This is a genomic window from Bradyrhizobium sp. URHC0002, assembly GCF_054059515.1.
Genome location: NZ_JBSSCF010000001.1, coordinates 6,673,283 through 6,698,697, shown reverse-complemented (window position 1 = coordinate 6,698,697; position 25,415 = coordinate 6,673,283). Strand labels below are relative to the sequence as shown.

The 25,415-nt window shown below is 61.1% G+C and carries 24 protein-coding genes; 10 read left to right on the top strand and 14 right to left on the bottom strand.

What is annotated here, in order from left to right:
* Positions 1–11 precede the first annotated feature (11 nt).
* Genes ACVWVY_RS32770 through ACVWVY_RS32755 form a run of 4 tightly spaced genes read left to right on the top strand, consistent with a single transcriptional unit; the run spans position 12 to position 4,488 of the window.
* Positions 12–1,016: an ABC transporter ATP-binding protein gene (locus ACVWVY_RS32770; protein ID WP_334385024.1), complete on the top strand. Its 1,005-nt coding sequence runs from the start codon at positions 12–14 to the stop codon at positions 1,014–1,016.
* 47 nt (positions 1,017–1,063) lie between these two features.
* Positions 1,064–1,837 (top strand): SDR family NAD(P)-dependent oxidoreductase, encoded by a 774-nt coding sequence (locus ACVWVY_RS32765; RefSeq protein ID WP_456630258.1) that lies wholly within the window; start codon positions 1,064–1,066, stop codon positions 1,835–1,837.
* A 28-nt stretch (positions 1,838–1,865) separates the two neighbouring features.
* Entirely contained in the window at positions 1,866–3,530 is a 1,665-nt protein-coding gene (locus ACVWVY_RS32760; RefSeq protein WP_456632367.1) for an FGGY-family carbohydrate kinase, read from the top strand.
* A gap of 4 nt (positions 3,531–3,534) precedes the next feature.
* On the top strand, positions 3,535–4,488 hold the full coding sequence (locus tag ACVWVY_RS32755; RefSeq protein WP_456630257.1) for a carbohydrate kinase family protein: 954 nt from the start codon (positions 3,535–3,537) through the stop codon (positions 4,486–4,488).
* A gap of 349 nt (positions 4,489–4,837) precedes the next feature.
* Here the strand turns inward: ACVWVY_RS32755 and ACVWVY_RS32750 are convergent, their stop codons facing one another.
* The 5 genes from ACVWVY_RS32750 to ACVWVY_RS32730 all read right to left on the bottom strand — a co-directional run bounded on the left by ACVWVY_RS32750 (position 4,838) and on the right by ACVWVY_RS32730 (position 11,053).
* Complete coding sequence (locus tag ACVWVY_RS32750; protein WP_456630256.1) at positions 4,838–6,700, bottom strand: dipeptide ABC transporter ATP-binding protein; 1,863 nt, start codon at positions 6,698–6,700, stop codon at positions 4,838–4,840.
* A gap of 2 nt (positions 6,701–6,702) precedes the next feature.
* Complete coding sequence (locus ACVWVY_RS32745; RefSeq protein WP_456630255.1) at positions 6,703–7,617, bottom strand: ABC transporter permease; 915 nt, start codon at positions 7,615–7,617, stop codon at positions 6,703–6,705.
* The gene (locus tag ACVWVY_RS32740) at positions 7,614–8,630 is read right to left on the bottom strand and encodes an ABC transporter permease (RefSeq protein WP_456630254.1); all 1,017 of its coding nucleotides are present in this window, start codon (positions 8,628–8,630) and stop codon (positions 7,614–7,616) included. Before ACVWVY_RS32740 ends, ACVWVY_RS32745 begins: the two co-directional genes overlap by 4 nt.
* A 42-nt stretch (positions 8,631–8,672) precedes the next feature.
* Positions 8,673–10,268, bottom strand: coding sequence for an ABC transporter substrate-binding protein (locus tag ACVWVY_RS32735; RefSeq protein ID WP_456630253.1), 1,596 nt, complete (start codon positions 10,266–10,268; stop codon positions 8,673–8,675).
* Positions 10,269–10,357: 89 nt separating this feature from the next.
* Positions 10,358–11,053 carry a GntR family transcriptional regulator gene (locus tag ACVWVY_RS32730; RefSeq protein WP_456630252.1) on the bottom strand — a complete coding sequence of 232 codons (696 nt, stop codon included), beginning with the start codon at positions 11,051–11,053 and terminating at the stop codon, positions 10,358–10,360.
* A 210-nt stretch (positions 11,054–11,263) separates the two neighbouring features.
* Here ACVWVY_RS32730 and ACVWVY_RS32725 point away from each other — a divergent pair, with 210 nt between their 5' ends.
* From ACVWVY_RS32725 to ACVWVY_RS32710, 4 genes are all read left to right on the top strand, one after another.
* Positions 11,264–12,652, top strand: coding sequence for an FAD-binding oxidoreductase (locus ACVWVY_RS32725; protein ID WP_456630251.1), 1,389 nt, complete (start codon positions 11,264–11,266; stop codon positions 12,650–12,652).
* A 39-nt stretch (positions 12,653–12,691) separates the two neighbouring features.
* Positions 12,692–13,483, top strand: coding sequence for an aspartate/glutamate racemase family protein (locus tag ACVWVY_RS32720; protein WP_456630250.1), 792 nt, complete (start codon positions 12,692–12,694; stop codon positions 13,481–13,483).
* Between the two features lie 966 nt (positions 13,484–14,449).
* On the top strand, positions 14,450–14,662 hold the full coding sequence (locus tag ACVWVY_RS32715) for a DUF6894 family protein (protein ID WP_456630249.1): 213 nt from the start codon (positions 14,450–14,452) through the stop codon (positions 14,660–14,662).
* A 522-nt stretch (positions 14,663–15,184) separates the two neighbouring features.
* On the top strand, positions 15,185–15,319 hold the full coding sequence (locus tag ACVWVY_RS32710; RefSeq protein ID WP_456630248.1) for a hypothetical protein: 135 nt from the start codon (positions 15,185–15,187) through the stop codon (positions 15,317–15,319).
* 191 nt (positions 15,320–15,510) lie between these two features.
* Here the strand turns inward: ACVWVY_RS32710 and ACVWVY_RS32705 are convergent, their stop codons facing one another.
* Positions 15,511–16,218 (bottom strand): Crp/Fnr family transcriptional regulator, encoded by a 708-nt coding sequence (locus tag ACVWVY_RS32705; RefSeq protein ID WP_456630247.1) that lies wholly within the window; start codon positions 16,216–16,218, stop codon positions 15,511–15,513.
* Positions 16,219–17,130: 912 nt separating this feature from the next.
* Here ACVWVY_RS32705 and ACVWVY_RS32700 point away from each other — a divergent pair.
* The gene (locus ACVWVY_RS32700; protein WP_456630246.1) at positions 17,131–17,436 is read left to right on the top strand and encodes a DUF6894 family protein; all 306 of its coding nucleotides are present in this window, start codon (positions 17,131–17,133) and stop codon (positions 17,434–17,436) included.
* A gap of 232 nt (positions 17,437–17,668) precedes the next feature.
* Here the strand turns inward: ACVWVY_RS32700 and ACVWVY_RS32695 are convergent, their stop codons facing one another.
* Positions 17,669–17,908 (bottom strand): hypothetical protein, encoded by a 240-nt coding sequence (locus ACVWVY_RS32695; protein WP_456630245.1) that lies wholly within the window; start codon positions 17,906–17,908, stop codon positions 17,669–17,671.
* Between the two features lie 398 nt (positions 17,909–18,306).
* Here ACVWVY_RS32695 and ACVWVY_RS32690 point away from each other — a divergent pair, with 398 nt between their 5' ends.
* Positions 18,307–18,510 (top strand): cold-shock protein, encoded by a 204-nt coding sequence (locus tag ACVWVY_RS32690; protein WP_456630244.1) that lies wholly within the window; start codon positions 18,307–18,309, stop codon positions 18,508–18,510.
* Between the two features lie 270 nt (positions 18,511–18,780).
* Here the strand turns inward: ACVWVY_RS32690 and ACVWVY_RS32685 are convergent, their stop codons facing one another.
* The 7 genes from ACVWVY_RS32685 to ACVWVY_RS32655 all read right to left on the bottom strand — a co-directional run bounded on the left by ACVWVY_RS32685 (position 18,781) and on the right by ACVWVY_RS32655 (position 25,195).
* Positions 18,781–19,080 carry a hypothetical protein gene (locus ACVWVY_RS32685; RefSeq protein ID WP_456630243.1) on the bottom strand — a complete coding sequence of 100 codons (300 nt, stop codon included), beginning with the start codon at positions 19,078–19,080 and terminating at the stop codon, positions 18,781–18,783.
* Positions 19,081–19,514: 434 nt separating this feature from the next.
* Positions 19,515–19,676: a hypothetical protein gene (locus tag ACVWVY_RS32680; RefSeq protein WP_456630242.1), complete on the bottom strand. Its 162-nt coding sequence runs from the start codon at positions 19,674–19,676 to the stop codon at positions 19,515–19,517.
* 323 nt (positions 19,677–19,999) lie between these two features.
* Complete coding sequence (locus ACVWVY_RS32675; protein WP_456630241.1) at positions 20,000–20,878, bottom strand: DUF2243 domain-containing protein; 879 nt, start codon at positions 20,876–20,878, stop codon at positions 20,000–20,002.
* A gap of 39 nt (positions 20,879–20,917) precedes the next feature.
* Complete coding sequence (locus ACVWVY_RS32670; protein WP_456630240.1) at positions 20,918–22,150, bottom strand: carboxylate-amine ligase; 1,233 nt, start codon at positions 22,148–22,150, stop codon at positions 20,918–20,920.
* Complete coding sequence (locus ACVWVY_RS32665; RefSeq protein WP_456630239.1) at positions 22,140–23,909, bottom strand: N-acetylglutaminylglutamine amidotransferase; 1,770 nt, start codon at positions 23,907–23,909, stop codon at positions 22,140–22,142. The genes ACVWVY_RS32670 and ACVWVY_RS32665 overlap by 11 nt, the downstream gene beginning before the upstream one ends.
* Positions 23,910–23,939: 30 nt before the next feature.
* Positions 23,940–24,767: a class II glutamine amidotransferase gene (locus tag ACVWVY_RS32660; RefSeq protein WP_456630238.1), complete on the bottom strand. Its 828-nt coding sequence runs from the start codon at positions 24,765–24,767 to the stop codon at positions 23,940–23,942.
* A 158-nt stretch (positions 24,768–24,925) separates the two neighbouring features.
* Positions 24,926–25,195 carry a hypothetical protein gene (locus tag ACVWVY_RS32655; protein ID WP_456630237.1) on the bottom strand — a complete coding sequence of 90 codons (270 nt, stop codon included), beginning with the start codon at positions 25,193–25,195 and terminating at the stop codon, positions 24,926–24,928.
* Positions 25,196–25,415: the final 220 nt, after the last annotated feature.

Sequence of the window (25,415 nt, the reverse complement as noted above, 5' to 3'; positions counted from 1 at the left end):
GAACAGAGATCATGGGCCAGATCACGCTGCAGGGAGTCCGGAAATCGTTCGGACCGGTCAACATCATCAAGGATGCCAATCTGGATATCGAGGACGGCTCCTTCGTGGTGTTCGTCGGACCGTCCGGCTGCGGGAAGACGACGCTCTTGCGCCTGATCGCCGGACTGGAGGACGTCACCGGCGGGCAAATCCTGATCGACGGCAAGAACGTGGTGGATGTGCCGCCGGCCAAGCGCGGCCTGTCGATGGTGTTCCAATCCTATGCGCTCTATCCGCATATGAGCGTCCGCGGCAACATCGCTTTCGGCCTGAAGATGGCCGGCCTGCCGCGCCCGGATATCGACCGCAAGGTGGAGGCGGCCGCCGCCACGCTGAATCTTACTCCATATCTCGATCGCAAGCCGCGCGAGCTCTCCGGCGGACAGCGCCAGCGCGTCGCGATCGGGCGCGCGATCGTGCGCGAGCCGAAGGCGTTTCTGTTCGACGAGCCCTTGTCGAATCTCGACGCGGCGCTCCGCGTTCAGATGCGGCTGGAAGTCACCAAATTGCAGAAGCAGCTTGCGACCACCGCCATCTATGTCACCCATGATCAGGTCGAAGCCATGACGATGGCCGACAAGATCGTAGTGCTGAACGCCGGCCATATCGAACAATACGGCTCGCCGCTGGAACTCTACGAGCGGCCGGCAAATCTTTTTGTCGCCGGGTTCATCGGCTCGCCGAAGATGAATTTTGTGTCCGGCGAGGCGGCCGGCGAGGCCGGCGTCGCTACCCTCGGCATCAGGCCCGAGCATCTGAAGATCGGCAAGGAGGGAGAGGGCTGGCCCGGGACCGTGTCGGTCGCCGAGCATCTCGGCAGCGATACCTTCCTCTATGTCGACGCGGGCAAGCTCGGTCTGCTGACGGCGCGCTGTATCGGAGAATTCAATCTCAAGGCCGGCGACCGAGTATGGCTTTCGCCCGATCCAACCCGGCTGCACCGTTTCGACAAGGACGGCGCGGTGATCAGGACATGAGCGGACGGCGCGCTGCGCCGCGATAGGAAAACAGGACCAACAAAAAGATGTATCTGGAAAAATTCAAACTGGACCAGAAGACAGCCGTGGTGACCGGCGGCGGTCAGGGAATCGGACTGGCCTGCGCGGAAGCCATGGCGGAGGCGGGAGCGAAGGTCGTCATCGCGGATCGTGATTCCCAACTTGCCGCTGCTGGATGCGCGAGCCTGAAAGCGAAGGGCCTGGAGGCCGAGATCGCGATCATGGACGTGACAGACCCAAGGCGCGTTTCCGAGGTCGCCGATCAGCTGACATCTCGCTTCGGCCGGGTCGATATCCTCGTCAACAATGCCGGCATTGCGCGGAGCGAGACGCCTGCCGAGAAGGTCGCCGACGAACATTGGCTCAACGTCATCGACGTCAATCTCAACGGCACGTTCTGGTGCTGCCGCGCCTTCGGCAAGCATATGCTGGACGCGAAGTCCGGTTCCATCGTGAACATCGGGTCGATGTCCGGCTTCATCGTCAACAAACCGCAAGAGCAGTGCTACTACAACGCCTCCAAGGCCGCGGTGCACCATCTGACCAAATCGCTTGCGGCCGAGTGGGGGGCGCGCGGCGTCCGTGTCAACGCCGTGGCGCCGACTTATATCACCACCCCCCTCAACGCGTTCGTCAAAAGCAACCCGCGGATGTACGATGCCTGGATCGGCGGTACGCCGATGGCTCGGATGGGAGAGGTCGACGAAATCGCGTCCGTCGTCCTGTTTTTGGCGTCCGACGCCGCCAGCCTGATGACCGGGAGCGTTGTCCTCGTTGACGGAGGTTATACGTGCTGGTGAACTGGCGCTGATCTGTAGTGGGGTTGCAATGCAGCAGGCCTTCATCGGCATCGACGTCGGGACGTCGAGCGCTCGCGCCGGAGTATTTGACGAGAACGGAACCTTGCTGGCGACCGCCCGGCATCCGATCACGCTATGGCACGAAGCGGGCGGCGTCGTCGAACAGTCGTCGTCCGAGATCTGGTCAGCATGCGCCGCTTCGGTTCGCGCCGCGATGGGGGAGGCCGCCATTCCGCCTTCCGCGGTCAAGGGTCTGGGTTTTGACGCGACCTGCTCGCTTGTGGTGCTGGATGCCGAAGGCCGCCCGCTAACCGTCAGTGGCTCCGGTGACGAACGGCGCAATGTCATCGTTTGGATGGATCACCGCGCTATTGCGGAAGCCCGCCGGGTCAACGAGACGCGGGACGACGTGCTACGTTATGTCGGCGGCTCGATCTCGCCGGAAATGGAAATTCCGAAATTGCTTTGGCTGAAGCGGCATCTGCCGTCGACCTATCAGGCGGCCGGGCATTTCTTCGACCTCGCCGACTATCTTTCGTTTCGCGCGACCGGTTCGCTTGCGCGTTCGATGTGCACGCTGGCATGCAAGTGGAATTATCTCGCCCACGAACAGCGCTGGAGCGAGAGCTATTTCGAACGCGTCGGTCTAGGCGATCTTGCCGCCGACCAGTATGCGAAAATTGGCAGCGAGATCGTCGCACCCGGCACGCCGCTGGGAACGGGGCTATCAAAATCCGCGGCACGCGACTTCGGTCTGCTCGAAGGGACGCCCGTCGGGGCCTCGCTGATCGACGCTCATGCCGGCGGTGTCGGCACGATTGGGGGGCATGGAAAATCTAATGCGGCGGTCGATGTGTGTCGTCGCCTTGCTTACATCATGGGGACCTCGGCCTGCATCATGGCGACAACATCGGCACCGCGTTTCGTTCCGGGCGTCTGGGGCCCCTATTATTCGGGAATGGTTCCAGGCTTCTGGCTCAACGAAGGTGGTCAGTCCGCGGCCGGTGCGGCGATAGATCACCTTGTAAAATCCCATCCCGCCTATGGCGAGGCCGTGGCCGTGGCGCACGCGGCCGGCATGGAGATCCCGGAGTTTCTCGAACGGCGCATCGTCCCGCGTGCGGCAAGCCTGGGCGAGGCGGCATTGTTTGCCCGTGACATCCACGTCCTGCCCGAGTTTCTCGGCAACCGGTCGCCTTTCGCCGATCCCGACGCGCGTGCAGTTGTCGCGGGAATGGATCTCGACGTCGACATCAGCTCGATGGAACGGCTGTTCGTGGCCGGGCTCTGCGGGCTCGCCTACGGTCTGGCGGATGTCGTGGAGGCGTTTCGATCCCACGGCGTGGACAGCGACATGATGGTGATCAGCGGTGGCGCCGGGCGAAGTCCCCTGGTCCGTCAGATCATGGCCGATACCACGGGCCTGACCGTTGCCGTTCCGGAAACGCAGGAGCCTGTCCTGCTCGGCGCCGCCATGCTGGGCGCGGTGGCGGCGAAGTCTCGCGGATCGATCGGCGAGGCTATGACCGCGATGTCGGCGATCGGCCGGCTGAGCGAACCATCCGCGGCTGGAATGGCAGACTTCCATCGCACCAAGCGAAAGGTTCATGGGCTGATGCGAAAGCTCGATTCCGAAAGCCGCAATGCGATGCAGGGGATCGCATTGCGCGCCGGGCTTGAAACGAAGAAGTAGAGCGATGCTGCTGAGTTGTGGAGATGCCCTGGTTGATTTCCTGCCCGTCACGTCGATTGATGGGCGGGACGCCGCCGTGCCGGTCGCGGGCGGTTCTTGTCTCAACATCGCGGTCGGCATGGCGCGTCTGGGCGCTCCGGCCGGGTTTGTCGGCGGCATCTCGACCGATCTGTTCGGGCGAATTGTCGCCGACCACGCGCTGAATTCCCAGGTCGACCTGCGCTACGCGACGCGCAGCGCGCGTCAGACGACGCTCGCGTTCGTCCGCTATGTCGGGGGCGAACCGCAATATGCCTTCTATGACGAGGCAACCGCGTCCCGAAACTGGACCTATCGAACCGGCACTATCCCCTTCGACGAGATCGAGGCGATCCATGTCGGATCGACGACGCTTGCCAACGAGGAGGGCGCGGCCCAGGCACTTGCGATGATCGAAGATGCGGCCGGCGTAACGACCATCTCCTTCGATCCGAATTGCCGGCCTAATCTGGTCAGCGACAAGGCCCGCTACGTCGATCAGATGGATGCGTTTGCCGCAACGGCTGACATCGTCCGGATGTCGGATGTCGATTTTGAGTTTCTCTATGGCGGTAGCGATTGCGGGGAAAAAGCAAAGTCGCTGATCGCGGCCGGAACGAGCCTCGTCGTTGTCACGCGAGGGATCAGAGGGGCGCAGGCGTGGCACGGGGCGGCGGGCCCCGTCCGGGTCGAGGCGCCCGCCGTCGAGGTGGTGGATACGATCGGGGCAGGCGACAGCTTTCAGGCCGCGCTGTTATTCGCCTTGCGCGCCATCGGGCGGATCAAGCGCGGCGCGCTGGCGCAAATGAAAGCCGGCGAGCTTGATCGGGCGTTGTCGTTTGCGGCGGCTTGCGCGGCCTTCACATGCAGCCGCACCGGCGCCGATCCTCCGCGCTATTCCGATGTCGGCCCGGCATTGTCGCGCCTGTTTGTCGGATAGCAACGAGCCAAACGTGAGTTCCATGATCGCCCCTCCATTTTTGGTGAATGACCGCTTCTGGCGCAAAGCGGCCGTTCGCGAGATGGCCGAGAGCAGAATGCAGCAAATATGAGAGCGTTACTTGGGATCGTCTGGGCGAGGTCCTAGTTGCATCGTTCTTCCTGCTCTGTTCGCGCTCGTTACGCCGCTTTTCTTTCAAGTCGTGGCCGACCAGGTGCTCACGCACCGTGGTTTCACGACGCTCGATCGGTCGTTTCGTGTAGCGATCTGTACGCGTTGGGTGTCACCTTCCATCAAATGCTAACGGTTGACTGCAGGTCACGGCGGGCACGGCCGTGGCCGTGCTCTCTCAGGCAACGGCGGTCTCGGGCGGCCACACGATCGACGGGTCCGCCGGCGGCACCGAGGCCAGCAGTAACCGGGTGTAGGGATGCTGAGGATTCGCGAAGACCTCTTCGGTGTTCCCTTGCTCCACTACGTTTCCATGCTGCATCACCACCACCCGCGAGCACAGGTAGCGCACCACCGACAGGTCGTGTGAAATCAGCACCAGCGCAATGCCGTGTCGCCGCCCCAGTTCGATCAAGAGGTTGAGGACCTGTGCCTGCACGGACACGTCCAGGCCGGACACGATCTCGTCGGCCACCACCAGTCTCGGCATCACACACAAAGCCCGGCCGATGTTGACGCGCTGTTTCTGTCCGCCGGACAATTGACTGGGGAAGCGCATCATCGCGTCCAGCGGCAGCCCGACATCGTTCAACAGCTCGTGCGCGCGCTCCTGCCGTGGATGGCGTTTCGACGCCATGTGGTCGGACTCGTAGGCCTGCGTCAGCAGCCGGTACACCGAGCGGCGAGGGTTTAGCGCGGAGTGCGGGTCCTGGAAGATCATCTGCACGTGTTCACGCGTAAGCCGAAGTGCCTTGGCGCCGACTCGTTCCTGCCCTTCGATCAATAATCTGCCGCTGGTCAGCGACTCGGCACCCACGATCAGGCGCGCCACTGAACTCTTGCCGCTGCCGCTTTCCCCGACGATCCCTACGAACTCGCCAGGCTGGACCTTAAACGACAACTGGTTGACGGCCACGTTTTGTACCTTGCGCCGACCCAGAATGCCGCGGCGCGCGGTGTACCGCAGCGTTGCATCCTGCAACTCCACCAGCGACGGCGCGGCGGCATCCCCGCGCGGGGCGCTCCATCCGCTGGTGGCTGTTGCGCTGGCTTCACCGGCCGCCGTTAGCGTGCGAGCCCCGACCTCGCGCGGATAGATGCAGCGCACCCAATGGCCGCTGGCGCGCTCCGCAAGCGCCGGCGGCTGAGCCGTGCACGCCGCCTGGCTTTGCGGGCAGCGCGCCGCAAACCGGCATCCGCTGATCCCGCCCAGTGTCGACACACCGGGCATCTGCCCAGCCAGCGCTGGCAGCTGGCGCTGCGGACCGTGCACGTCCGGCGTGGCGTGATCCAGCGCCCAGGTATAGGGATGACGGGAGCGGCGCAGCACTTCTGTGGCCTGTCCGTATTCCACCTGTTCGCCCGCATACAGTACCGCGATATCGTCACACACATGAGAGGCCAGCCGCAGGTCGTGCGTGATGAGCAGCATCGCCGTCTGATGGGTTCTTCTCTGCTCGGCCAGTAGCCTGAGCACGTTCGCCTGGCTCACGACGTCCAGGGCTGTTGTGGGCTCGTCGGCCACGATTAGCGCCGGATTGGCGGCAAAGGCCATGGCGATCAGGACCCGCTGGCATTGCCCGCCCGAAAGTTCGTGCGGGTAGCGGTGGACCAGTTCAGTCGGGTTCGGCAAATGCACCGAGTCGAGCTGCTGCAGCATCAAGGGCCGTCTCTCGGCGGCGGGCACCCCAAGATGGGCCAGGTGCTCGGCGAATGTCTGGCCGATGGTCAGCACCGGATTGAGCGCGGTCAACGGCTCCTGCGGAACGAACGCAATACGCCGCCCCAACAGCCGCCGCCAGGCCTTGCGGTTCAGCGCGAGCAAGTCCGTGTCGTCGAAGACGATGCGGCCTTTCGTGACTTCGAAGCCCGTTGGAATGTGGCCGGCGATGACCCGACCGATCATGCTCTTGCCGGCTCCGGACTCGCCCACCAGGCCGAGCACCTTGCCGCGTTCCAACTTCAGGGAGACGTCGCGCAGCACCTCGACGCTCTGGCCACCGAGGCGAGCCGTCAAGGTCAGGTGGCTGATCGACAACATGTTCATTCTCCCCGCAGCCGCAGCCGGGGATCGAGCGCGACACGGATCCCATCGCCGAACAGATTGCAGCCCAGCACCGTGACGATGATGCATAGCACCGGCGTCAGCATGACCCAGACGGCGCTCTGCATGTCGTTGCGGGCATCGGCGAGCATCTGGCCCCAGGTCGTGATCTCAGGCGGTACCGATAGCCCGATGAAGGATAGCGTGGCCTCCACGATGATGGCGACGCCCATCTCGATGGAGAACAGCGTGATCATCAGCGGCACTACTGCCGGCAGCACTTCGCGCAGCATGGTGCGCAAGTGGGTGAAGCCGATCAACCGTGCGGCCAGAACGTAATCGCGGCGGCGGATCACCAGCACGTCGGCGCGAATGACGCGGCAGAACCGTGTCCAATCCACCAGCACGACGGCGAGGACTACCTTGTCCACGCCGGTGCCCAGCCCGACCAGCAGTATCAGCGACAGCACCACGGGCGGAAACGACATCCAGAGGTCGACCAGGTAGCTGATGGCGCGGTCCACGAGGCCGCCGAAATAGCCGCCCAGGAGGGCCAGTGTACTCCCCAGCAGCATCGAACCAAGCGCCGCCTCGATGGCCACGGTCAGGGCCACCCGCGCGCCGTAAATGGCACGCGACAATACGCAGCGTCCGAGGCCATCTGTGCCGAGCGGGAATTCTCCGCTGCCGCCGGCGGCCCACATCGGAGGCGTCAGCATGTGCAGTAGGTCCTGTTCCAGCGGGTCATGAGGCGCCGCCCAGGGTGCGAACACGGCCAGCAGCAGGATCACCAGCAGGATGCCGCCGCCCACCCACACTCGGCGTTGAAGGGCGAGTTGCCGGAGTGCGGCACGAGTTACCGGAAACCGCTCCCCGCGCGGGGCCGGCGGGGTCGTCAGGGCGGTTGCGGTCATAGGGTTCTCAGTCGCGGGTTCAACACGGCATACAGCACGTCGACGATGACCGTGATCACCAGCATGAGCACACAAAAAATCAGGGCGATCCCCTGGATCAGGGGCAAGTCGTTGCCCTTGACGGCTTGGACCATCAGATTCCCGACCCCGGGGAAGCCGAAGATCATTTCCACCAGCAGCGCGCCGCCGAACAGGAAGCCGAACTGCACGCCGATCATCGTGATGGTGGGCAGCGAGGCGTTCTTGAGCATGTGGCGCCAGAGGATGCGCGTCTCCGACAAGCCGCGCAGCCGGGCGACCTCCACATAGGGCTCGTTGGCGGCGTCGATCAGGCTGGAGCGCAACACCCGGATCACCAGCGGGGCAAAGCCCAGCGCCAGCGCCAGCGCAGGCAGCAGCAGATGGGACACCGCACTCAACCAGGCTTCGAACCGGCCCACCAGCAGAAGGTCGACGAGCGCAAACCCGGTGATGTCAGGTAGCGTGACGCCGTCTCCGACCCGCCCGCTGAACGGCAATACTGGCCAGAACACGCCGAATGCCAGGATGAGCAGCAGGCTCCAGAGAAAGGACGGAACCGACTGCATCAGCGCCACGATCAGGTCGGCGGCGGCTTCGTGCCTGCGCTGATGAAGCACGAAGGCGAGCACGCCGCCGGGTACGCTGATCACGAGCGCGAGCAGCAAGCCCGTCAGCGTGAGTTCCAACGTCGCGGGAACCGCGGCGAGCATCAGCTGGAGGACGGGTTGCCGAAAGTTGATCGAACTGCCCAGGTTGCCACTTACCGCCTCCCACAGCCAGATCAGAAACTGCTGGGGAATGGGCTTGTCGAAACCAAGCTGCTGCCGCAGCGCGGCCGCATCGGCGGCGGTCGCAGATGCGGGCAGCAGCATCGCAAGCGGGTCGACGGGCAGCATGCGCAACACGACGAACACCACCATCGACAACAACAACAGAGTAGGAATCGCCAGCAGCAGCCGGCGCAACACGATGGCGGAAATGATCTGGAACATGTCAATGGACCGGGGATGTCAAGTTGTCATGTCAGTCGCTGATCAGCGGTACTTGAACTCCGCAGGCAGGATGTAGCCGTTGCCGAACAAGGTCGGCTCCAGGGTGGACGAATAGGCCACCGTTTCAACCGCCTGCAGCAGCGGGATAGCCCATGACTTCTGCGACGATTCGACGTTCAGTTGCTTGTAGCCCGCCATACGCTTGCCTTCGTCGACTTCCGTCATGAGCGCATCGATGCGGGGCGACAGCGACATGTCCTTCCACGTCGAGAACCGCAGGCGTGGATCGAAGATGCGGCCGGCGTAGTTTTCCGGATCGCCGGTGCTGTTAGCCCAGCTGTACAGCAGGGGCCCGGTCAGCTTGCCGTTCTGGGCCGCCTCAATCAGCTTCGCCGGCGTGGTCTCTTCAATCGAAGCGTTGATGCCGACCGTCTTCCACATGCCCGCGATCGCACGGGCCAGATCGTAGTCGTTGGGAAATACGCCGTTGGTGGATAGCAGCGTGAATGAAACTGGATTGCTCGGCCCGAAGCCGGCGGCATTCAACTCCGCAAGGGCCTTGGTCCTGTCGAACGAATAGTTGAAATCCGCCACATAGGACGGCGTACCTTCGGGTGTCATCACCGACAGCGGCTTGGCCACGCCGCCGTAGAAGGCTTTGGACAGCGCCGCCTTGTCGATGGCCAGATGCATGGCCGACCGCACATGGTCGTTATCCATCGGCGTCACGTAGCTCGGAATCCGGATCATGTAGACCGAGGAGAACGGATAGACCTTGGTCTCGATGCCGGTCTTCTGTGCCAGCCGCTGCACCTCGCGCATCGGCAACTGGGTCGCCAGCCCGACCCGCCCGGATTCAATCAACGCGACCCGGGCCGAGGCTTCGGGGACGATTTGAAACACGACCTGCCGGATCGAAGGCGCGCCGCCCCAATACTTGTCGAACGCTTCAAGCACGATGCGCGAGCCGCGCTGGTGTTCGACCATCTGATACGGACCGGCACCGATCGGCTTGGCGTTGAAGCCTTCCGGACCGACGCGCTCCATGTAAGCCTTGGGCACGACATAGGCGGCCAGGAACGCCAGATAAATCGGAGCGGCCGGCGTAGGGCGGTTGAAGACGATGACGCCTTTGGTCGGCGAGATCACCTCGATATCGCTGACCGTATTGAGCATGCCGCCGACGATCAGCTTCTTGTCCGCCTTGCCGCGATCCGCCAGGCTGTACTTGACGTCGTCCATGGTCAGCCGCGTTCCATCGTGGAAAACGATGTCGTCGCGCAAAGTGATCTCCAGGCGGGTCGCCTTGTCGTCGGCCCACTTCCACTGCGTCACCTGGCGCGGCTGCAACGTCAACTGCGGTGAATAGCGCAAGGGCGAGTCGAAAACCGACTGGTACAGATTCTGGATGGTGGGGATGGACAAGGCGTTCGGGTCCCAGGTGGGGACGTCCACCGGATAGGCGATCGAGAGCGCTGATTTGTCGGGGGCCTGCGCACGAGCCAGCTCTGAGGGCATGAGTGCGCCAACGCCCGCAGCCAGGGAGCCCAGGATCATGCGGCGCCGCGCCGGATCCTTGAGTGCCAACGGCACATCTGCGTCATGCGGGTTGGCGGAAAAATGCAAGGGGTCTGTCATCATGCGTACCGTGGGAAGGTGGAAGAAGTGAACGAGAGATGCAGAGCGAAAGCAAAACATTTATGCGTCAGGCGGCCGAGACGAAGAAATCATTCGACAGTTGCATTGGCGAGCGCGTCGTAGCTGCGCTCGGCCGCAAACACGAACCGGACCATGCTGTCGTGGGCCGCGACGGAGTCGTGCCGCGCAAACGCCGTGTGCAGTTCCTGCAACCCGGTGACCACGACTACCTGAATGGCGGGGTCGCGCAAGGTACTCATACGCACGGTCAGCACCTGGTCGGCGCACCGCGTGATCACCGCCGCCAGGCGGGTATTGCGCACGGCGCCGAGCCAGGTGTCGCGGAAGTCGGCGTTCGCGCGGAACAAGCGTGAGAAATCGACTGTCTCCTGGGCGGCCTTGGCTTCTTCAAACGCGGCTCCCAGCTGAGCGATACCCGCGCGTGAGATGTCACGGGCGGCGAGTGCGGCGGCCCGGGGCTCGAGCAGCTTGCGCAATTCGAACACGTCCATGACGTCGTCGCGATTGAGGGTCGGGATGCGGTAGCCCCGCGCGGTGCTGACCAGACAGCCCTCGGCCACCAGTTGCAGGAGCGCCTCGCGCACGGGCATGCGGGACATGCCCAACTGGGCGGCGATCTCCATGTCGACTAGGCGATCCTCCGGAGTCGCCAGACCGGTGCGCAGGCGCGCGCGCAGCGCGTCGTAGGCGATGGCGCTCAGGCTCAGACGCCCCGGCGCATCCGGCACGGAAACGTCCTTCAACTGTGATGTCTTGCTGCCCATGGCGCCGTTTTCCGTATACGGTTTTGAGCCAAGAGACAGGGACGCCTTGGCTAAGCTGCCTTTACCCATCGCAAAACTACCAGTTTTATGGGCTCCGCCGCGTGATCCTAAGAGAACATTGACTTCAATGTCACACGAACAATATATTATTGTCAACCGCTTCACACATCTTCCGAGCCTCGGGAGACCCTGCAAAGGCCTTTCCCGATCATGAGCCCTGCAACAGCGATCGATGCCCTGGTGCAGGCGCTCGGCGATGACCTCGTGGCTACCGGCCCTAGCATTCCCGATCGCCGCCACGGCGACTGGAGCGGTGTACCTTACAGCGTGCCGCTGGCGCTGCTACGGCCCCGGAACACCGAACAACTCGCGCGGATGCTGCACATCTGCAACGAGTTCGGGCAGCCGGTCGTTCCCCAGGGGGGACTAACCGGCCTGGCCGGCGGTGCCTGCTGTGGCTCCGGCGAGGTTGCGGTGAGCCTCGAGCGGATGAGTGCGATCGAGGAGATCGATGCGGTGTCCGGTACCCTCACGGCGCAGGCTGGATGCACACTCCAGGCAGTGCAGGAAGCGGCCGAGGCGGCGGGCTTCCTGTTTGCGCTCGACCTCGGGGCAAGAGGCACCTGTACCATCGGCGGCAACCTGTCCACCAACGCGGGCGGCAACCGCGTCATCCGCTACGGCACCATGCGCGACCAGTTAGTCGGCGTCGAGGCCGTGCTCGCCGACGGCAGCGTAGTCGGCGGTCTGCACAAGATGGTCAAGAACAACACGGGCTACGACCTGCGCCACCTGCTGGCCGGGGCTGAGGGAACGCTGGGGATAGTCACCCGCGTCGTCCTGAAACTGCACCCGCAACCGAAATCCGTTTCGACCGCGTGGTGCGGCCTGCCGGACTACGACGCCGTGACCATCCTGCTGCAGCGCGCGAAGGCGGAACTGCCGGGTGGCGTCTCGGCATTCGAGGTGATGTGGCCCAACTATCTGGATTTCATGCTGGGCAAGGTCAAGGGACTTCGTGCGCCGCTATCCAGGCGCCATGCCATGAACGTGCTGATGGAGAGTGCCGGCGCCGGTGCGGTGCGCCAAGCCTCGGAGTTCGACGAATTCCTCGCTCGCATGCTGGAAGAGGGTGTGCTCGAGGATGCGACGGTAGCGCGCTCCACCTCGGACGCACGTACGCTGTGGGCGGTGCGCGATGCCACCGCCGAGTTTCCGATCCTGTTGCCCGGCATGGCGGCCTTCGACGTGAGCTTCGCGATCGCCGATATCGGCCAGGCCGCTCTCGAATGCGAGGCTCTGCTGCGCCAGCGCTGGCCCCACTGCACGGCGCTGGTCTATGGCCACCTTGGCGACGGCAACCTGCACGTGATCGCGCACGTCGCGGATGGCGTAGCGGCAGAAACCCGTGCCATCGAAGAGGTCGTATACGACCTAGTGCGCCGCTATCGCGGCGCCGTCTCGGCCGAGCACGGTATCGGCATCCTCAAACGCAACGTCCTCGGCCATACCCGCAGCCCCGCCGAGCTCGCTGCCATGCGCGCGATCAAACAAGCGCTAGATCCCAAGGGCATCCTCAATCCTGGCAAGGTGCTCTGAGCCCTCTCTCATCTTTCCTCGTTCGCAAAGGAACCCGTCATGACCGCTACCGGCAAGAAATTCCGCATCTGGGCGCAGGGAGCCACCGACAAGACGGGGCACCAGAGCTACCTAGCGCAACTGCTGCCCTATATGCAGGCCTGCGTCGATCCCGATTTCGAGATCGAATTTCACACCACGACACCATCGGTCACGACTCTACATGCACTCTCCGAGTTTCGCTTTTCGCGCGAGGTCATCCGCGGGGCGATTCGGGCCGAGAGCGAAGGCTACGACGTGTTCTTCATGAACCACTTCCAGGACGTGGGGCTGTACGAAGCCCGCGCCTCGGTCGACATTCCCGTGCTGGGTCTGGGTGAGAGCACCTTGCTCCATGCCTGCACCCAGGGACGCAAGCTCGGCTTGCTGGCCATCAACCCGGCCTTCATCCCCATCCACACCGACCAGGTCCAGCGCTACGGACTGCAGCAACGCGTGGCAGGCATCCGCGCCATTGACGCCAGCATGAGCGACTACATGGAAGCCTTCGCGTCGTCGGCCAGGAAGACCGAACTCGAGGTGATGTTCATCCGCGAGGCTCGCAAGCTTCTCGATGCGGGGGCCGACGTCATCGTGCCTACGGGTGGAATCCCGATGATGCTGTTTGGCAATGCACGTGGCGCCAATGTCGATGGCGCACCGGTCGTCAACGGCGTGACAGTCGTGATCAAGGCAGCCGAGATGGCCGTGAAACTGCGTCGCCTGGGCGGGATGGGCGTCAGCCGGGTTCCCCAGTCCGGCTTTGCCATGCCGGATGCCAAAACGCTGGACGAGTTCCTCAACCACGGCTGAATCCCAGGACCTGTCGGCTTCGGAATTCAAGGGCCGGCTGGACTTCGACGATGTGCAGGGCGAAGTGCTCAACGGGCTGCGTTGCTGCCTGTGGCACGCCAACTCATTCCCTAAGATCATCGGACTTTTTTGATCCCCGGGCCGCAAGGCGCGAAACGAACGCCACAACTGGACGCCTACGCTGTAGAAGGAGCTGTTTGAATCTCCCCTCTATCGTGGTTGTGCCTCAATTCATCGACACGCCACTCCGGATCGCGGACTGAGCGATCTAAAGCGCTAAACCTGCTTGGCTTTTTCGGAGTGTGGCTGGGGTTCCTGGATACGTATCGAACTCTGTGCGTTGCGCCGAATCAAGAAATTCGTTCAATCTTTGATGAGCTTAGAAGCTTTAGTCCGGTTCCGTTCTGAGCCAGCCGTATCCATATGGCCAATAGTGCAAACTCGGAGAGTGTTACGTCCGGACTTGGAAAGTAGCCACCAACCGCGGCAGCCCTATTGGCATCGCTCAGACGACGTCGGGCTGATGTGCATCGATTACGATGAACCCGGAGGCGCTCCGCCTCCGCCCGAACGATACAGGGGGGGGCGGCGCAGCTCGAGCGTTGGCTGCTCGTGGCAAAGTGCCTGGCGGCTTGGGAGAGTGCCTCCGCGTGTACGGGTTCTCACGACAACCACTAATCTCAAAATCTTTTAGTATCTTGTGTCTGGTACTTAACCGACCCGTTGTGTGCTGTTTGGTACAATAGGGAATGGCAACGAGGCCCGATTCGAAACCGTCATCAACGCCGCCCTGCAAGCGATGCGGCCGCGCCATGTTTTTTCTTTATCCCATTCTCGACATGCTCTCAGGTAAGCAACTCCGAACATTTCAATGCGAGTGCGGCGAACGCACCTTAATTGAATGAAGCCATTTAACTCCGGACACACTGACAGGGGGCCAGGGATGTACCTGTATTTTTCGATGTCGTGGCAGATGGTGAAGTGATTCCGGACGACGAAGGAATGAGCCTGCCCAACATAGATGCGGCGAGACGGGAAGCTGCTTGTTCTCTGGCCGAGCTCGCGCGGAATGCGCTTCGCTCAAATAAAGGTTCTCGACGCATGGCCATTTTGGTTCGCACCCGCGAAGGACCACTTTTCGAGGAATCCTTTCAATGGGAGTCAGCAAGCCTGCACTGAGCCGTCCCGGAATGTGCAACGACATGACTAGTCGGACGGGTGCCGCGGGAGCGGTACCGCGGCGCAGCTTGAACGGTGGCTCCCGGCAAAGTGCATGACCGCTTCGGCCTGTTTCGACCGCTAGTGGCCTGGTCTGGAAGTAATGTGAGACTGAGTCGGGGACCGAGCAGACGAAAAGCAACGAGCTATTAACATTTGTGGCGGCAAGGGGACGGCCACCGGCAACATTTGAGCATCAAAGCATGCGTCCCTTGGGGCGGAGCGATGTTGTTTTCGAGTTCGCTGGAACGCCCAACATGCAAGCGCTGCGGTATCCGCATGATACTAGCCAGAATATCGCCCGACGGTCCGCAATATGAAACCTGGCACTATGAATGCCCTAAGTGCGAACGCGTCCAACCCGAGCAGCGCCCAACTCCAATCGATCCAATGAAGTTGGCTAACGGTTGGCTCTCCGGTGAGTTGCGACCGCCAAAGTAAGGCGCCTCAGGGCGCGGCCTCCATCATTTGTTGAGGCTAGGCATGGGACCGAACGACGAAAAGCCAGGCCAGCGTGAAGAAGAAACCAAGCACACGGCAGAGCTTAGGCGACTGCTCGAAGATTACGCTGCCGACCTCCGGGCATTCATGGAGAAGCTTCGTCGCAAGCTCAATTGAACCCAGAGGATGACCTCAGCAGGAGATCTAGCCCGCCGCAGCTCGAGCGGTGGCGGCGGATCCAAATCCCGTTGGACGGCATAGAGCAACTTACAAAACGGATGAAAGCGGAAAAGTCGATTTGCGCCACGAGCAGCAACAGGAATAGACGCCGGATGTCAGCGGCAGACATACACGAGTCCGAAATCCGGTCACGGTCTATCAGAGTTCGAACCCAACAATTGACTGTACTGTTCCTTCACCGCCTCGTAGCATTCGCAGGCGCATTCTTTTAAGCCTTCAACGTCCATAATCCGGATTTTGCCGCGGGTGTATTTGATCATGCCAGCGGCTTGGAGTGTGTGCGCAACAGAGGTCACGCTGGTTCGCCTTACTCCCAACATTTCGGCCAAAAATTCCTGAGTAAAGGGCAGGTCATCGCTTGCTGACAAATCCCGCGCTCGCAACATCCATCGGCAGAGTCGAGCTTCGACGTCGTGGTTTGCCATGCACGCGGTAGACTGCTGGGCTTGCGCAAAAAGCGTTTGCTCATGTCGCATGACGAGAGAAATCAGCTGTTCAGATTGCATTGCTACGCTTTTGAAGGTAGCCGGATCGCAAACGATGGCATCGCCGCCCAACTGAACAATTGCACGACTCATCGCGATTTTTCCGTCCAGCGCCGAGGCGATGCCGACTGCGCCATCTTTGCCAACCATTGCAGCCTCGGTCATTTCACCCGTTTCGAGGGTGATGACGAGGGATACGACCGTGCTTGTCGGAAAGTAAACGGATTTGATGGTGTCGCCCGCCTCATAGAGCACCGTCTTCTGCGGAAGGTGTATGGCCTTGAGGTGAGGGCGAATCGAAGATGTATCGCCTGTTGATAGCGAAGCCAGAATGGCATTGCGTTCAAACATCGAGGCACTCCCGTTGGACAGGCGGGAGTGCAAGATCTCTCAGTTGCCGGCGCCCGAAGTCGCGGCCGGCAATCACCTAACGTAACACAATGGAAGCGCCAACTGAGTCCGGTACTTGACTTAGCGGCCATTTTTCGCTCCGGCGGTCTAACAGGAAAGTTCCAGTCGCGCGGAGAGGCCGCGGAGCAAGCCAAGCCCGACTAACCCGGGTCGAACGGCGGCGCGCCTTCCCTGACCGTTTGGGAGGGCACAAAGCGGCGGTTGGGGGGTGGGCAGAGCATCTCTGCTCTGCCCAAGTGTTTCAGACATCAACTCGTTACGCTATTGCCAAGGGGTAATCGACCAGAACACACAGCAAAGCTGAGGCGCTGCGCCTCAGCTGACCGAACCATGAACAAGTGTCACCCATCCATCCGGTCTGTTTTGTTACCAATCCATCCGCTGGACACACCCGCGATCTCCTCAACGCCTGCCGGCCCTAGAAGTCATGCGAGTGCAGCAGACAAAGCGCCCTTCCAGCGCGTAGCACCAACTTCCAGTTGGCAGGTTTCGCAGCCAGAGATGCGTTGCTCGCTCACAGGTCTTGCGGCGCGCCGCTCGAACGCGGCCATGCCGGCCCGATCCGGCTCGGGTGCCGCATCTCTACTTTTGAAAGAGCGGCGAAAAGCAGTCGCATCGAGTTTGTTGCTAACGATGCACCGGGTTTCTGTCTTTCCGACTGAACACAAGAGTAAGGGCTCGTTGGTGGCCGAAGGGTTCCATCTCTCAGCTAGTTGATTTCCATGGGCCTGATCGCTCTGTCAGGAAGCCGACATATTGACTAAGGTTCGTCTATCACCGTCCGGTCAAACTGGCACTCTATCGGTGACGGAGAGACGCCACAGCGCTCCCGCCAGAAGCCGGAGTCTGCTTATGATGACCATCGCGGATCCTATTTCGATTCAAACAGCGACTGCCGTACAGTGCGACGGAAAGCGATACTTTTTCGACATCCGCGACGGCAACGAAATTGCCATCGACGAGGAGGGAATGTTACTCCCGCATATCCAAGCAGCTCAGGAGGAAGCCGCGCGATCCTTAGCAGGCATAGCGCACGATGCCGTGCGCGGGAGTGCCAGCCAAGGCGTAGGGCACCGAATGGCAATTGAGGTGCGGGACGATGCCGGGCCAGTACTACAAGCCACATTCACGTTTGCGGTAGAACGGCGCAGGCAATGAGCCCGCTCAGTCGGTCGCCTCTTTCTCATTGATCTTCCACGAAAGCTCGTTTCCGCGTTGGCGTGGAAGCCCTCTGGCATCTTCGGCACGGGCGACTCGTCGACGGCCTTACAGACCGGGCCGCGCCCCCGCAGCCACAGGCGTGCGCGCCAGCCGCCGTCTGTCGGGTATGGTTCTCGCAACCCGGCGGCAGTTGTCGCAAGGGTCGCACCGTTCCATCAAAGGTCCTGCCTCATTCGTCTTCCTCGCGACGCTGCATGAACTTCGGAGTCGCGATCTCGTCATGACCGCTGCGGCTGCTGAAGAACATCAGCGCCATGAGTCCACACCCGATGACAAGGGAGAACACGGTCCCAAGACCGAGGGCAATCCAACCGTGCGTCGACATGGGAGCGTCGTTACTCGACGTCCAGACCGTGACCGCCCAAGCAATAGTCATGATGAGGATGGCGGACAGCACCGCCAGCAACACGAATTGGCCACCGCTTAAGGATCCGCGTTTCACCGGTTCTGGGGGAGGTGATCGCAAGATTGCACCTGTTTCCACCGCCTTCACGGGGAGCAGAACGGGGTCTTCAAGTGATCGTTCCGTCGCCCGTCATGGAAGACAATTGCGATTCGCAGGTCGTCCCCGCAGGCCTTTGAACAAGGGATGCCGGGACCCCGCCTTCGGCTGACTTCGCCCGGCACTCGATCTCGGCCAGCAGCTTCGGCTCGACCCCGCGGGTGAAGATCTCGACCGTGGACTGGATACCGGTACCTTGCTTCCGGTTCCAAAAGAAGCGCTCGCCAGTTCACACGGCTGGCCAATCTTTCGCCGGAATCCTGTCACCATCCTATCGCGTTCTGAATCGTTGGGGAGAAAACGACGTGGCGACAGGTACAGTGAAGTGGTTCAACGCGACAAAAGGCTATGGATTTATCCAACCCGACAATGGCGGCAAGGACGTGTTCGTCCATATCTCGGCCGTCGAGAGAGCTGGTCTAAGCAGCCTGAATGAAGGTGCGAAGGTAAGCTACGAAGTCACGGCCAACCGCGGGAAAGAATCCGCCGAAAACCTCAGGGTGGGTTGATCGTCTTAGTCAGCTAAACAGGGCCCGCCGGTCACGCTGGCGAGCCTTGCTGTTTGTCGGGTCCTTACAGACACGGTATGGCTGCCGGGCTACTCTGTAAGACCTTGGCGGCCCGAGCCCAGCCAAGGGTATCTCCGCGTGATGGCGCACCCGGTAGAAACCGGCACCTCAAGGGCCAAGCACCAGGTTCCGCGGCGTCCAGATTGGCGAACGCCCTGAGTTGATCCGGGCCGCCAGCCTGCTTGCTGGTGTTGACAGAGACAAAGACGGTCATTTCGATTCCTCGTCGTAAATTTTTGGCCTATCGTTCAGCGGTTCCTTGGTGCCGCGGTCCTTGTCGGCCCACCGATGCCTTTTCTGCTCCTCAAACTTCGCCTCGCGATCGGAGCTCTGTGTCTGAGTGAGGTTAGCCTCAGGCTCGGGCGGCTCCTGGTCGGTCGCCATGTCGTTGAGCTCGACTTCAGCGCCTAATCGGCGCACTGCGAGCCCTACGAGGCCCAGCATCACTAGAACGGCGCCGGCTACGATCAGCCAATGCGGGTATTCCATCGATGAGAAGGCGTTTGTCATTCCCCTCGCCACGAGCGGAGAACGACTTGCCGTACCGGCGCGGGCCGGTAGCGGCCCCGGTTTTCTCCGCTTAACCGGGGCCGCGCTCCCGGCTTGGGGCCTGGGAGCATTAGAGCCGGGAGCCAGAGCCAAACATTAACCGGGAACATTAGTTCCAATTTAGTCCACTAAGAACGGCGGGAGGCCGCCGGGGGCGGGCCAGTCCTCAGGTAGGCCGTCTTGCTGGTGAGTGTCCCTATGCCTGGAGCCACGGAGTACCTCCAGCCATGGTTACGGCTAACCTAATCTCACCCCCTCTGAGACTAATCCTGAGCTACGACCGCTGATGTGGATGGTGCAAAAACGTTGTTCGCGGAATTTATGCTCCCGCCGACTTCAAATCTAAACCGCCGCATTTTCTGGCTCCCAAGGCACCGGCTCATTAGCCCCAGCCGCTAACCTTCGGCCTGCTTGCCCACCTCGTTCTCACTCTTCTTGCCGCGGGCCGCTTCCTCAGGTCTTTGCTTTTGGGCATCCTTGCGCTGCCGGTCATTCAAAGTCTCTCTTGAAACGCCGTCGTCGGCCTCCGATGGCTTTTGGTTGTTGCTTACCTTCATGTCGTATTCCCTGTTCAAGGCTTCAGCGGGAGCCTCGTAAGGCCCCCCTTGACAACCGCCGTTGGCCTGAACGGTTTCATGGTGTGAGGGGACGGCGGCGCCGTCGTTTGAATTGATGAGCGGCGTTAGAGACGCGCAATCCCGCCATTTCAAAATACAAGGTCGAAGGCGAAGGCGCAGCAAAGTAGCTTTGCCTCATGGAAGCGCGTTCTGCATCGTGAGCTTGCGAGCATGCGCCGGGTCTCTTAAGGGCATCCAGACAGGGTTGCTGTCTCAACGGCGGCCTGTCCTTGTTGTGGTTTTGCAGGGTGATCGCCGATTATTTAGCTATTCTTAGGCCGACCTTCGGCCGCAAATCGGCCCGGAGCGAAGCAGCCGAGCCACGCCGCGCTGGTTACGAGGAGTGCTCCTCTGGTGTAAAGCTCGCTGCGGCTTGACGTGGGCAAATCGATAATCATCATGTCTCCACCCGGTGCGCTCCAAATCACGCGCCCACCGGCCGTGGCTACCGCTGGGAACGTTTCTGCTGCCGCCATGCCGTTCCTGAAGATCACGGCCGTGGCTGCGTCGCCGAGGGGAATTGCCGAGAGCACTCCAGCAAGCATGATGGCGATACTCAGCGATGTGCGGGGGCTACGGCGGTTGGTAGTTCGAGTTTGACCTCGTAGCAGCCAAAAACTCGCAATTAGCGGCAGCGTGCCAAGTACTACGAGCCAACCGACGTCCCACAGCAGCGGATTTGGCACATCAATCCGAACCCGATGCAGACCCATCGCCCAATGTACCAGCGTTACATCGGCAAACTGCCAAGCGGCGAATCCCAGAACGGCCCAGCCTAGAACAATGCGATCGGGAGGTCGCGCTCCCCGCCACAGCAGTACCAAGCCGCCAGCCGCAAGTAGATAGGCCGCAGCGTGAAACAGGCCATCAGCTAGTATCTGCACCCGAATATCTCTGTAGAGGTCGCCTTGCACCAGGCTCAACAAATGATGCCACTGCAGGACTTGATGCAGTAAAATGCCATCGAAGAAGGCGCCGAAAGCAAAGCCAAGGATGAATGCTCCAATCAAAGGCGCCTTCGCGTCGACGGGGGGTGCTGGTGGCCTTCGCGAGACATGAGGGGCGTTCCGAAATTGGTCGACGTCGAAACTACGCCGAGCACGGATCGTTCCATCTCTCCGGTCGGCGATAGGGATGCGCATCAACGGCAAATGCTCCCGGAACTGGGACCAGTTAGAAAGTCAAATCACCGCCCCGTGCCAGGGAGGAGCTTGACGGCGAATCTGATCCGGCGCTGTCGCGGACGCGATCCACTTCGTTACCGCTCGCACATCGTCACCGGCCTCGCGGTACGCGCGAAGTTGATGGTCGGCCGAACTGCCCCGCTCCAGGATGAGCTTACAGTGTTCAACTTCGCTCAAGCAGCCCAAGGCCGAGGCGTCATCCGACAACTGATCCACCAATGACGTCAACATGGCACTTATTTTCATGGGCCCGTCCCTAGAGGCAAAGATGCATTCGGTACCGTACCGTTGCGCCCGCCATTTGTTTTCCACGGCAATCGCTCGCTCCACGATATTGATGGGCTGCAAGAGTGCCGGCCTCTCGTACAGATGGCGGGCCAGCGTGCGGTATAACGAGGCGAGGGCGATGGCATCATCGACCAAGGTGCAGACGTCGGGTGCTCGAAGCTCCAGAGTGGGGTGACGCGAAGAGGCGCGCATGGCCCACCAGATGTAACTTTCGTCGGGGATCACTCCGGACACCTTGAGTGCCGTGACATACTGGTCGTATTGCTCCTCGTTCTCGAACGCCTCTGGCAGGCCGGTGCGCGGCAGTTCATCGTAAGCAGCAAGGCGATATCCCTTGAGGCCACTCTCCCTGGAGTTCCAGAACGGCGACGAGGTCGAGAGAGCGATGAACAGGGGAATATACGGTATCATCGCCTGCATGACGGCGAACCGTCTCTCTGCCTTGGGAAGCTGGACGTGCACGTGCATGCCGCAGAGCATATTGCGGTGGCCAATCGTCCGGAGGTCTTCGATCATCGCCGTGTAGCGGGGCTTGGGGCTCGGTTGCGACTGACGCCACACGGCGGTCGGATGCGTTCCGCATGCCATGATGGCAAGCCCATATTGAGCGGCCACGGCAGCAACTTCGCGCCGCAGGAATTTCAACTCTTCACGCGCGTCTACTGCGTCGAGATGAACGTTCGTCGCGATCTCGAGCTGCGCTTGCAGCATCTCGCGCATAGCCTGGCCGCCGGTGGACCAGTTCGCTGCTTCGAACAGCTCGTTCGGCGTCTGCGTAGCCACCTCGAGGGTTGTGGCATCAGCAAGAAAATACTCCTCCTCGATCCCAAACGAGTATTCGCAAGCGTGTTCGCGCCCGACGGCGGAGCGGATTACGAGGTGACGCTTGTCCCCGGCAAGGTCCAGACGCAGCAGCTTCATGATCTCCGGGTCAAATCGCATGAGCCTGCATCCATGCTTCGAGCAGGGCCACTTGCCACAGCCGCGAGTGTCCCTTCGGGCTCATCTCAGCTTCCGGGCTTTGCAGCAGGTGTTCAACAAATTCGCTGCGGTAAAGTCCGCGGGATCTGGCTTGGCTGGAGTTGAGAATATCTCTGACATAGGATAGGAAGGGTCCGCGCAGATACCTCAGCGAAGGCACCGGGAAATAACCCTTGGGGCGGTCGATCACCTCTGCCGGCAGGAATTTACGAGCGGCTTGCTTCAGAATGTACTTGCCGCCGCCGCCAACCTTGAGCTTTGCGGGAATACGCGCCGCGAGCTCCACCACCTCATGATCGAGGAAAGGCACCCGCGCTTCCAGTCCGGAAGCCATGGTCATATTGTCCACCCGTTTCACCGGATCATCGACCAGCATGATCTCGGTGTCGATTTGCAGAGCCTTGTCGACCGGAGTGGCCGCCGTGGTTTGGGCAAAGAAACTCTCGACGAACTCGCGACTGTGATCTTGCGAAATAAAGTCGCCGGAGAGCAGTTTGCCCAGGTCGGCGTGGCTCCAGTCGAAGTAAGCCTTCCGATATTGTTCGGCGGGATCGTTGGCTGACAGAAATGGCGGATACCAGCTGTAGCCGCCGAACACCTCGTCCGCGCCCTGGCCGCTCTGAACCACCTTCACCCGCTTGCTGACCTCTTCCGACAACAGGTAGAAAGCAACTGAGTCGTGGCTGACCATCGGCTCGGACATTGCCTTGATCGCGGCGGGAAGCATGTCCAAGGCCCGGCTCCCATCTATCATGATCTGCTCGTGGTTGGTGGAGAAGTGCTTGGCGATCAGATCTGAATAGTAAAATTCATCGCCGGAATGTGCTCCGACACTCTCGAAGCCGATCGAGAAGGTGCGAATATCTGCATGACCGAGTTCGGCCAGGAGGGCAACGATCAACGAGCTGTCTAGTCCCCCTGACAACAGGACGCCGACCGGCACATCGGAAACGCGACGTCGCTCGACTGCAGCCTTCATCTCATCGGCAACGGCCTCACTCCATTCAGCCTCCGTCATTCGGCGATCCGTGGGGCGTTCGCCAACCGAGAATCCCCAGTAGCGCTCGGTCTTTCGCGTGCCATCGGGTTCGATCGTCAACCACGTGGCCGGTGCAAGTTTCTTTACGCCGTTCAATATAGTTCGTGGCGGCGGCACAGCTGCATGGAAGCTGAAAAAGTGATGCAGCGCTATGGGATCAATGGATCTGTCTATCCCGCCGCCCGCAAGCAGAGCTGGAAGTGTGGACGCAAAGCGAAAGAAGCTCGCCCCTTCGGTAAAATAGAGCGGCTTGATGCCAAGGCGATCCCGCGCAATGACAACCCTGCCGCTGTCGCGCTCCCATATCGCGAACGCAAACATTCCCTTGAACTTGCGCACGCAGCCGGGTCCCCAGGCGTGATAAGCTTTGAGGATGACCTCGGTGTCGCCCTGCGAGAAGAAGCGGTAGCCCCTTTCCCGGAGCTCCGTTTGCAATTCCCGGAAGTTGTAGATGCAGCCGTTGAACACCACCCCTAGGCCGAGTTCGTTATCGACCATCGGTTGTTGGGAGGAGGGAGCCGGGTCCAGGATGCTGAGGCGGCGATGTCCGAATGCGATTGAACCCTGTGCGAAAAAACCCGCGGCGTCTGGGCCGCGGGACTGCATCGACTCTGTTGCCCTCGAAAGTTCCACGAGCGAGACATCCCCGCTCGTCCTGACCTCACCACAAAATCCGCACATGCCTGTTTTCCGAGCTCCGCTGCCTTTTTGTTAGACGCGGCCTACAACCCTCTGCAATCGCGCAGGTTCCTGTTTTCTTTGAGGAGCGCTTAATTCCAGTAGAGGAACAATCTCGGCTGATGTCGAAGCGAGCGCGACAAGCGCATGGTTCGGCGGCACTTCCGTCCAATCGGGCTCTTTGTCAAACGGCTCTGACACCACAATGAGACGTTCGCCGTCCTCCCGATAGTAGAGCGTATTTGCATTGTCGTTCTCGGCGAACCGGAAAGCGAAGAGGTCGTGACCATTAGCAAGGGCTGCCGTGAAGCGCATTCGATCGTGATGGCCATCTTCATTGACAAGTTCGCATAACGACAGAAGCACGCGGCGCGCGGCTTCGACCGGTTCTCGCTCTACGCCCGCGCCCATGATCGCCAGAAACACCGCTTCTGAATCGGTCGTTCCGACGCGGGACGGATAGAGCGCCTCTGGAATCATGCTTTCGACTTTGCGGCGCAGCCTGTTCCAGCTTCCAACGAAACCGTTGTGCATGAACATCCAGCGACCACACGCGAAGGGATGGCAGTTTTGTCGCGTCACTGCGGTGCCGGTGGCCGCCCGGACATGGGCAAAAAACAGATGGGAGTGCAGATGACGGCAGAGATAACGGAGGTTTTCATCCGACCAGGCAGGCCGCGTCTCCCGATAAAGACCAGGTTCGGGATGGTTGCCGTACCACCCCAGGCCGAACCCGTCGCCATTCGTCCCGGTGGTTGCTTCCAGTGCTCGCAAGCTTTGCGTTACAAGGGAATGCTCGGGTTCGGTGACGTAGTGCTCGAAGGCAGTAGTTTCGCCTCGATAGGCAATCCAGCGGCACATCACAGACTCCTCTGCTGTATAAGAGGCAGGTCTGCAGGATGCAAGGTTAGGCCTCCGCGTAATCCGCTGTGACTCGTGCCTCGCCGCTAATTCAGGACGGTGACAATGGTTCCCGCAAGGGCCGTCCTGATGGGTGCTTCATCTCAGCGCGCCGTTGTTCATTTGCTTTCCAACGGCTTTGCGTGGGCAGCGCCGGTCACGTCAATTCCGCCGGGCAAGGTACCCGAGAATGTAGCAGAGGCGGTGAGCGCCGCATCGGTCAGGGCCTCGAGACTCGCTTCGCCGTCCTTTGCGCGCTCAAGTATTTTGATGGCTATCGTCTTCCTGACTTCATGGTTGCTGAAAGAGCGTGGGAGACGCTCGCAGGCTCGTTCTAATGCAATTTCCATCTTGGCCAGTGTTCGTTTGGTAACTTCATCCAGGATCATGGCAGCACTCCATACGATCGCAGTTCTCTCCTGGTCATCCTCTCTGCGATAGCCCCGGTTGTCTGTTCGGTCTCCAACATAGGTTGGCTCCAGCGAGAAGGAAGTGTTGCCGCTACGACGTCGACGATCCGGGTCTAATCACCCAGGAACGGTCTCTTGTGCCCTGCGTTAAAAGGCATGTCGTCAATAGCCGAAATAGCCGGACCGATCGCCCGTGCAA

Coding starts and splice junctions, on each gene's coding strand:
- ACVWVY_RS32770 (WP_334385024.1), top strand. CDS start 12: ATGGGCCAGATCACGCTGCAGGGAGTCCGGAAATCGTTCGGACCGGTC.
- ACVWVY_RS32765 (WP_456630258.1), top strand. CDS start 1,064: ATGTATCTGGAAAAATTCAAACTGGACCAGAAGACAGCCGTGGTGACC.
- ACVWVY_RS32760 (WP_456632367.1), top strand. CDS start 1,866: ATGCAGCAGGCCTTCATCGGCATCGACGTCGGGACGTCGAGCGCTCGC.
- ACVWVY_RS32755 (WP_456630257.1), top strand. CDS start 3,535: ATGCTGCTGAGTTGTGGAGATGCCCTGGTTGATTTCCTGCCCGTCACG.
- ACVWVY_RS32750 (WP_456630256.1), bottom strand. CDS start 6,700: ATGTTGTCGATCAGCCACCTGACCTTGACGGCTCGCCTCGGTGGCCAG.
- ACVWVY_RS32745 (WP_456630255.1), bottom strand. CDS start 7,617: ATGACCGCAACCGCCCTGACGACCCCGCCGGCCCCGCGCGGGGAGCGG.
- ACVWVY_RS32740 (WP_456630254.1), bottom strand. CDS start 8,630: ATGTTCCAGATCATTTCCGCCATCGTGTTGCGCCGGCTGCTGCTGGCG.
- ACVWVY_RS32735 (WP_456630253.1), bottom strand. CDS start 10,268: ATGACAGACCCCTTGCATTTTTCCGCCAACCCGCATGACGCAGATGTG.
- ACVWVY_RS32730 (WP_456630252.1), bottom strand. CDS start 11,053: ATGGGCAGCAAGACATCACAGTTGAAGGACGTTTCCGTGCCGGATGCG.
- ACVWVY_RS32725 (WP_456630251.1), top strand. CDS start 11,264: ATGAGCCCTGCAACAGCGATCGATGCCCTGGTGCAGGCGCTCGGCGAT.
- ACVWVY_RS32720 (WP_456630250.1), top strand. CDS start 12,692: ATGACCGCTACCGGCAAGAAATTCCGCATCTGGGCGCAGGGAGCCACC.
- ACVWVY_RS32710 (WP_456630248.1), top strand. CDS start 15,185: ATGGGACCGAACGACGAAAAGCCAGGCCAGCGTGAAGAAGAAACCAAG.
- ACVWVY_RS32705 (WP_456630247.1), bottom strand. CDS start 16,218: ATGTTTGAACGCAATGCCATTCTGGCTTCGCTATCAACAGGCGATACA.
- ACVWVY_RS32700 (WP_456630246.1), top strand. CDS start 17,131: ATGATGACCATCGCGGATCCTATTTCGATTCAAACAGCGACTGCCGTA.
- ACVWVY_RS32685 (WP_456630243.1), bottom strand. CDS start 19,080: ATGACAAACGCCTTCTCATCGATGGAATACCCGCATTGGCTGATCGTA.
- ACVWVY_RS32680 (WP_456630242.1), bottom strand. CDS start 19,676: ATGAAGGTAAGCAACAACCAAAAGCCATCGGAGGCCGACGACGGCGTT.
- ACVWVY_RS32675 (WP_456630241.1), bottom strand. CDS start 20,878: ATGCGCATCCCTATCGCCGACCGGAGAGATGGAACGATCCGTGCTCGG.
- ACVWVY_RS32670 (WP_456630240.1), bottom strand. CDS start 22,150: ATGCGATTTGACCCGGAGATCATGAAGCTGCTGCGTCTGGACCTTGCC.
- ACVWVY_RS32665 (WP_456630239.1), bottom strand. CDS start 23,909: ATGTGCGGATTTTGTGGTGAGGTCAGGACGAGCGGGGATGTCTCGCTC.
- ACVWVY_RS32660 (WP_456630238.1), bottom strand. CDS start 24,767: ATGTGCCGCTGGATTGCCTATCGAGGCGAAACTACTGCCTTCGAGCAC.
- ACVWVY_RS32655 (WP_456630237.1), bottom strand. CDS start 25,195: ATGATCCTGGATGAAGTTACCAAACGAACACTGGCCAAGATGGAAATT.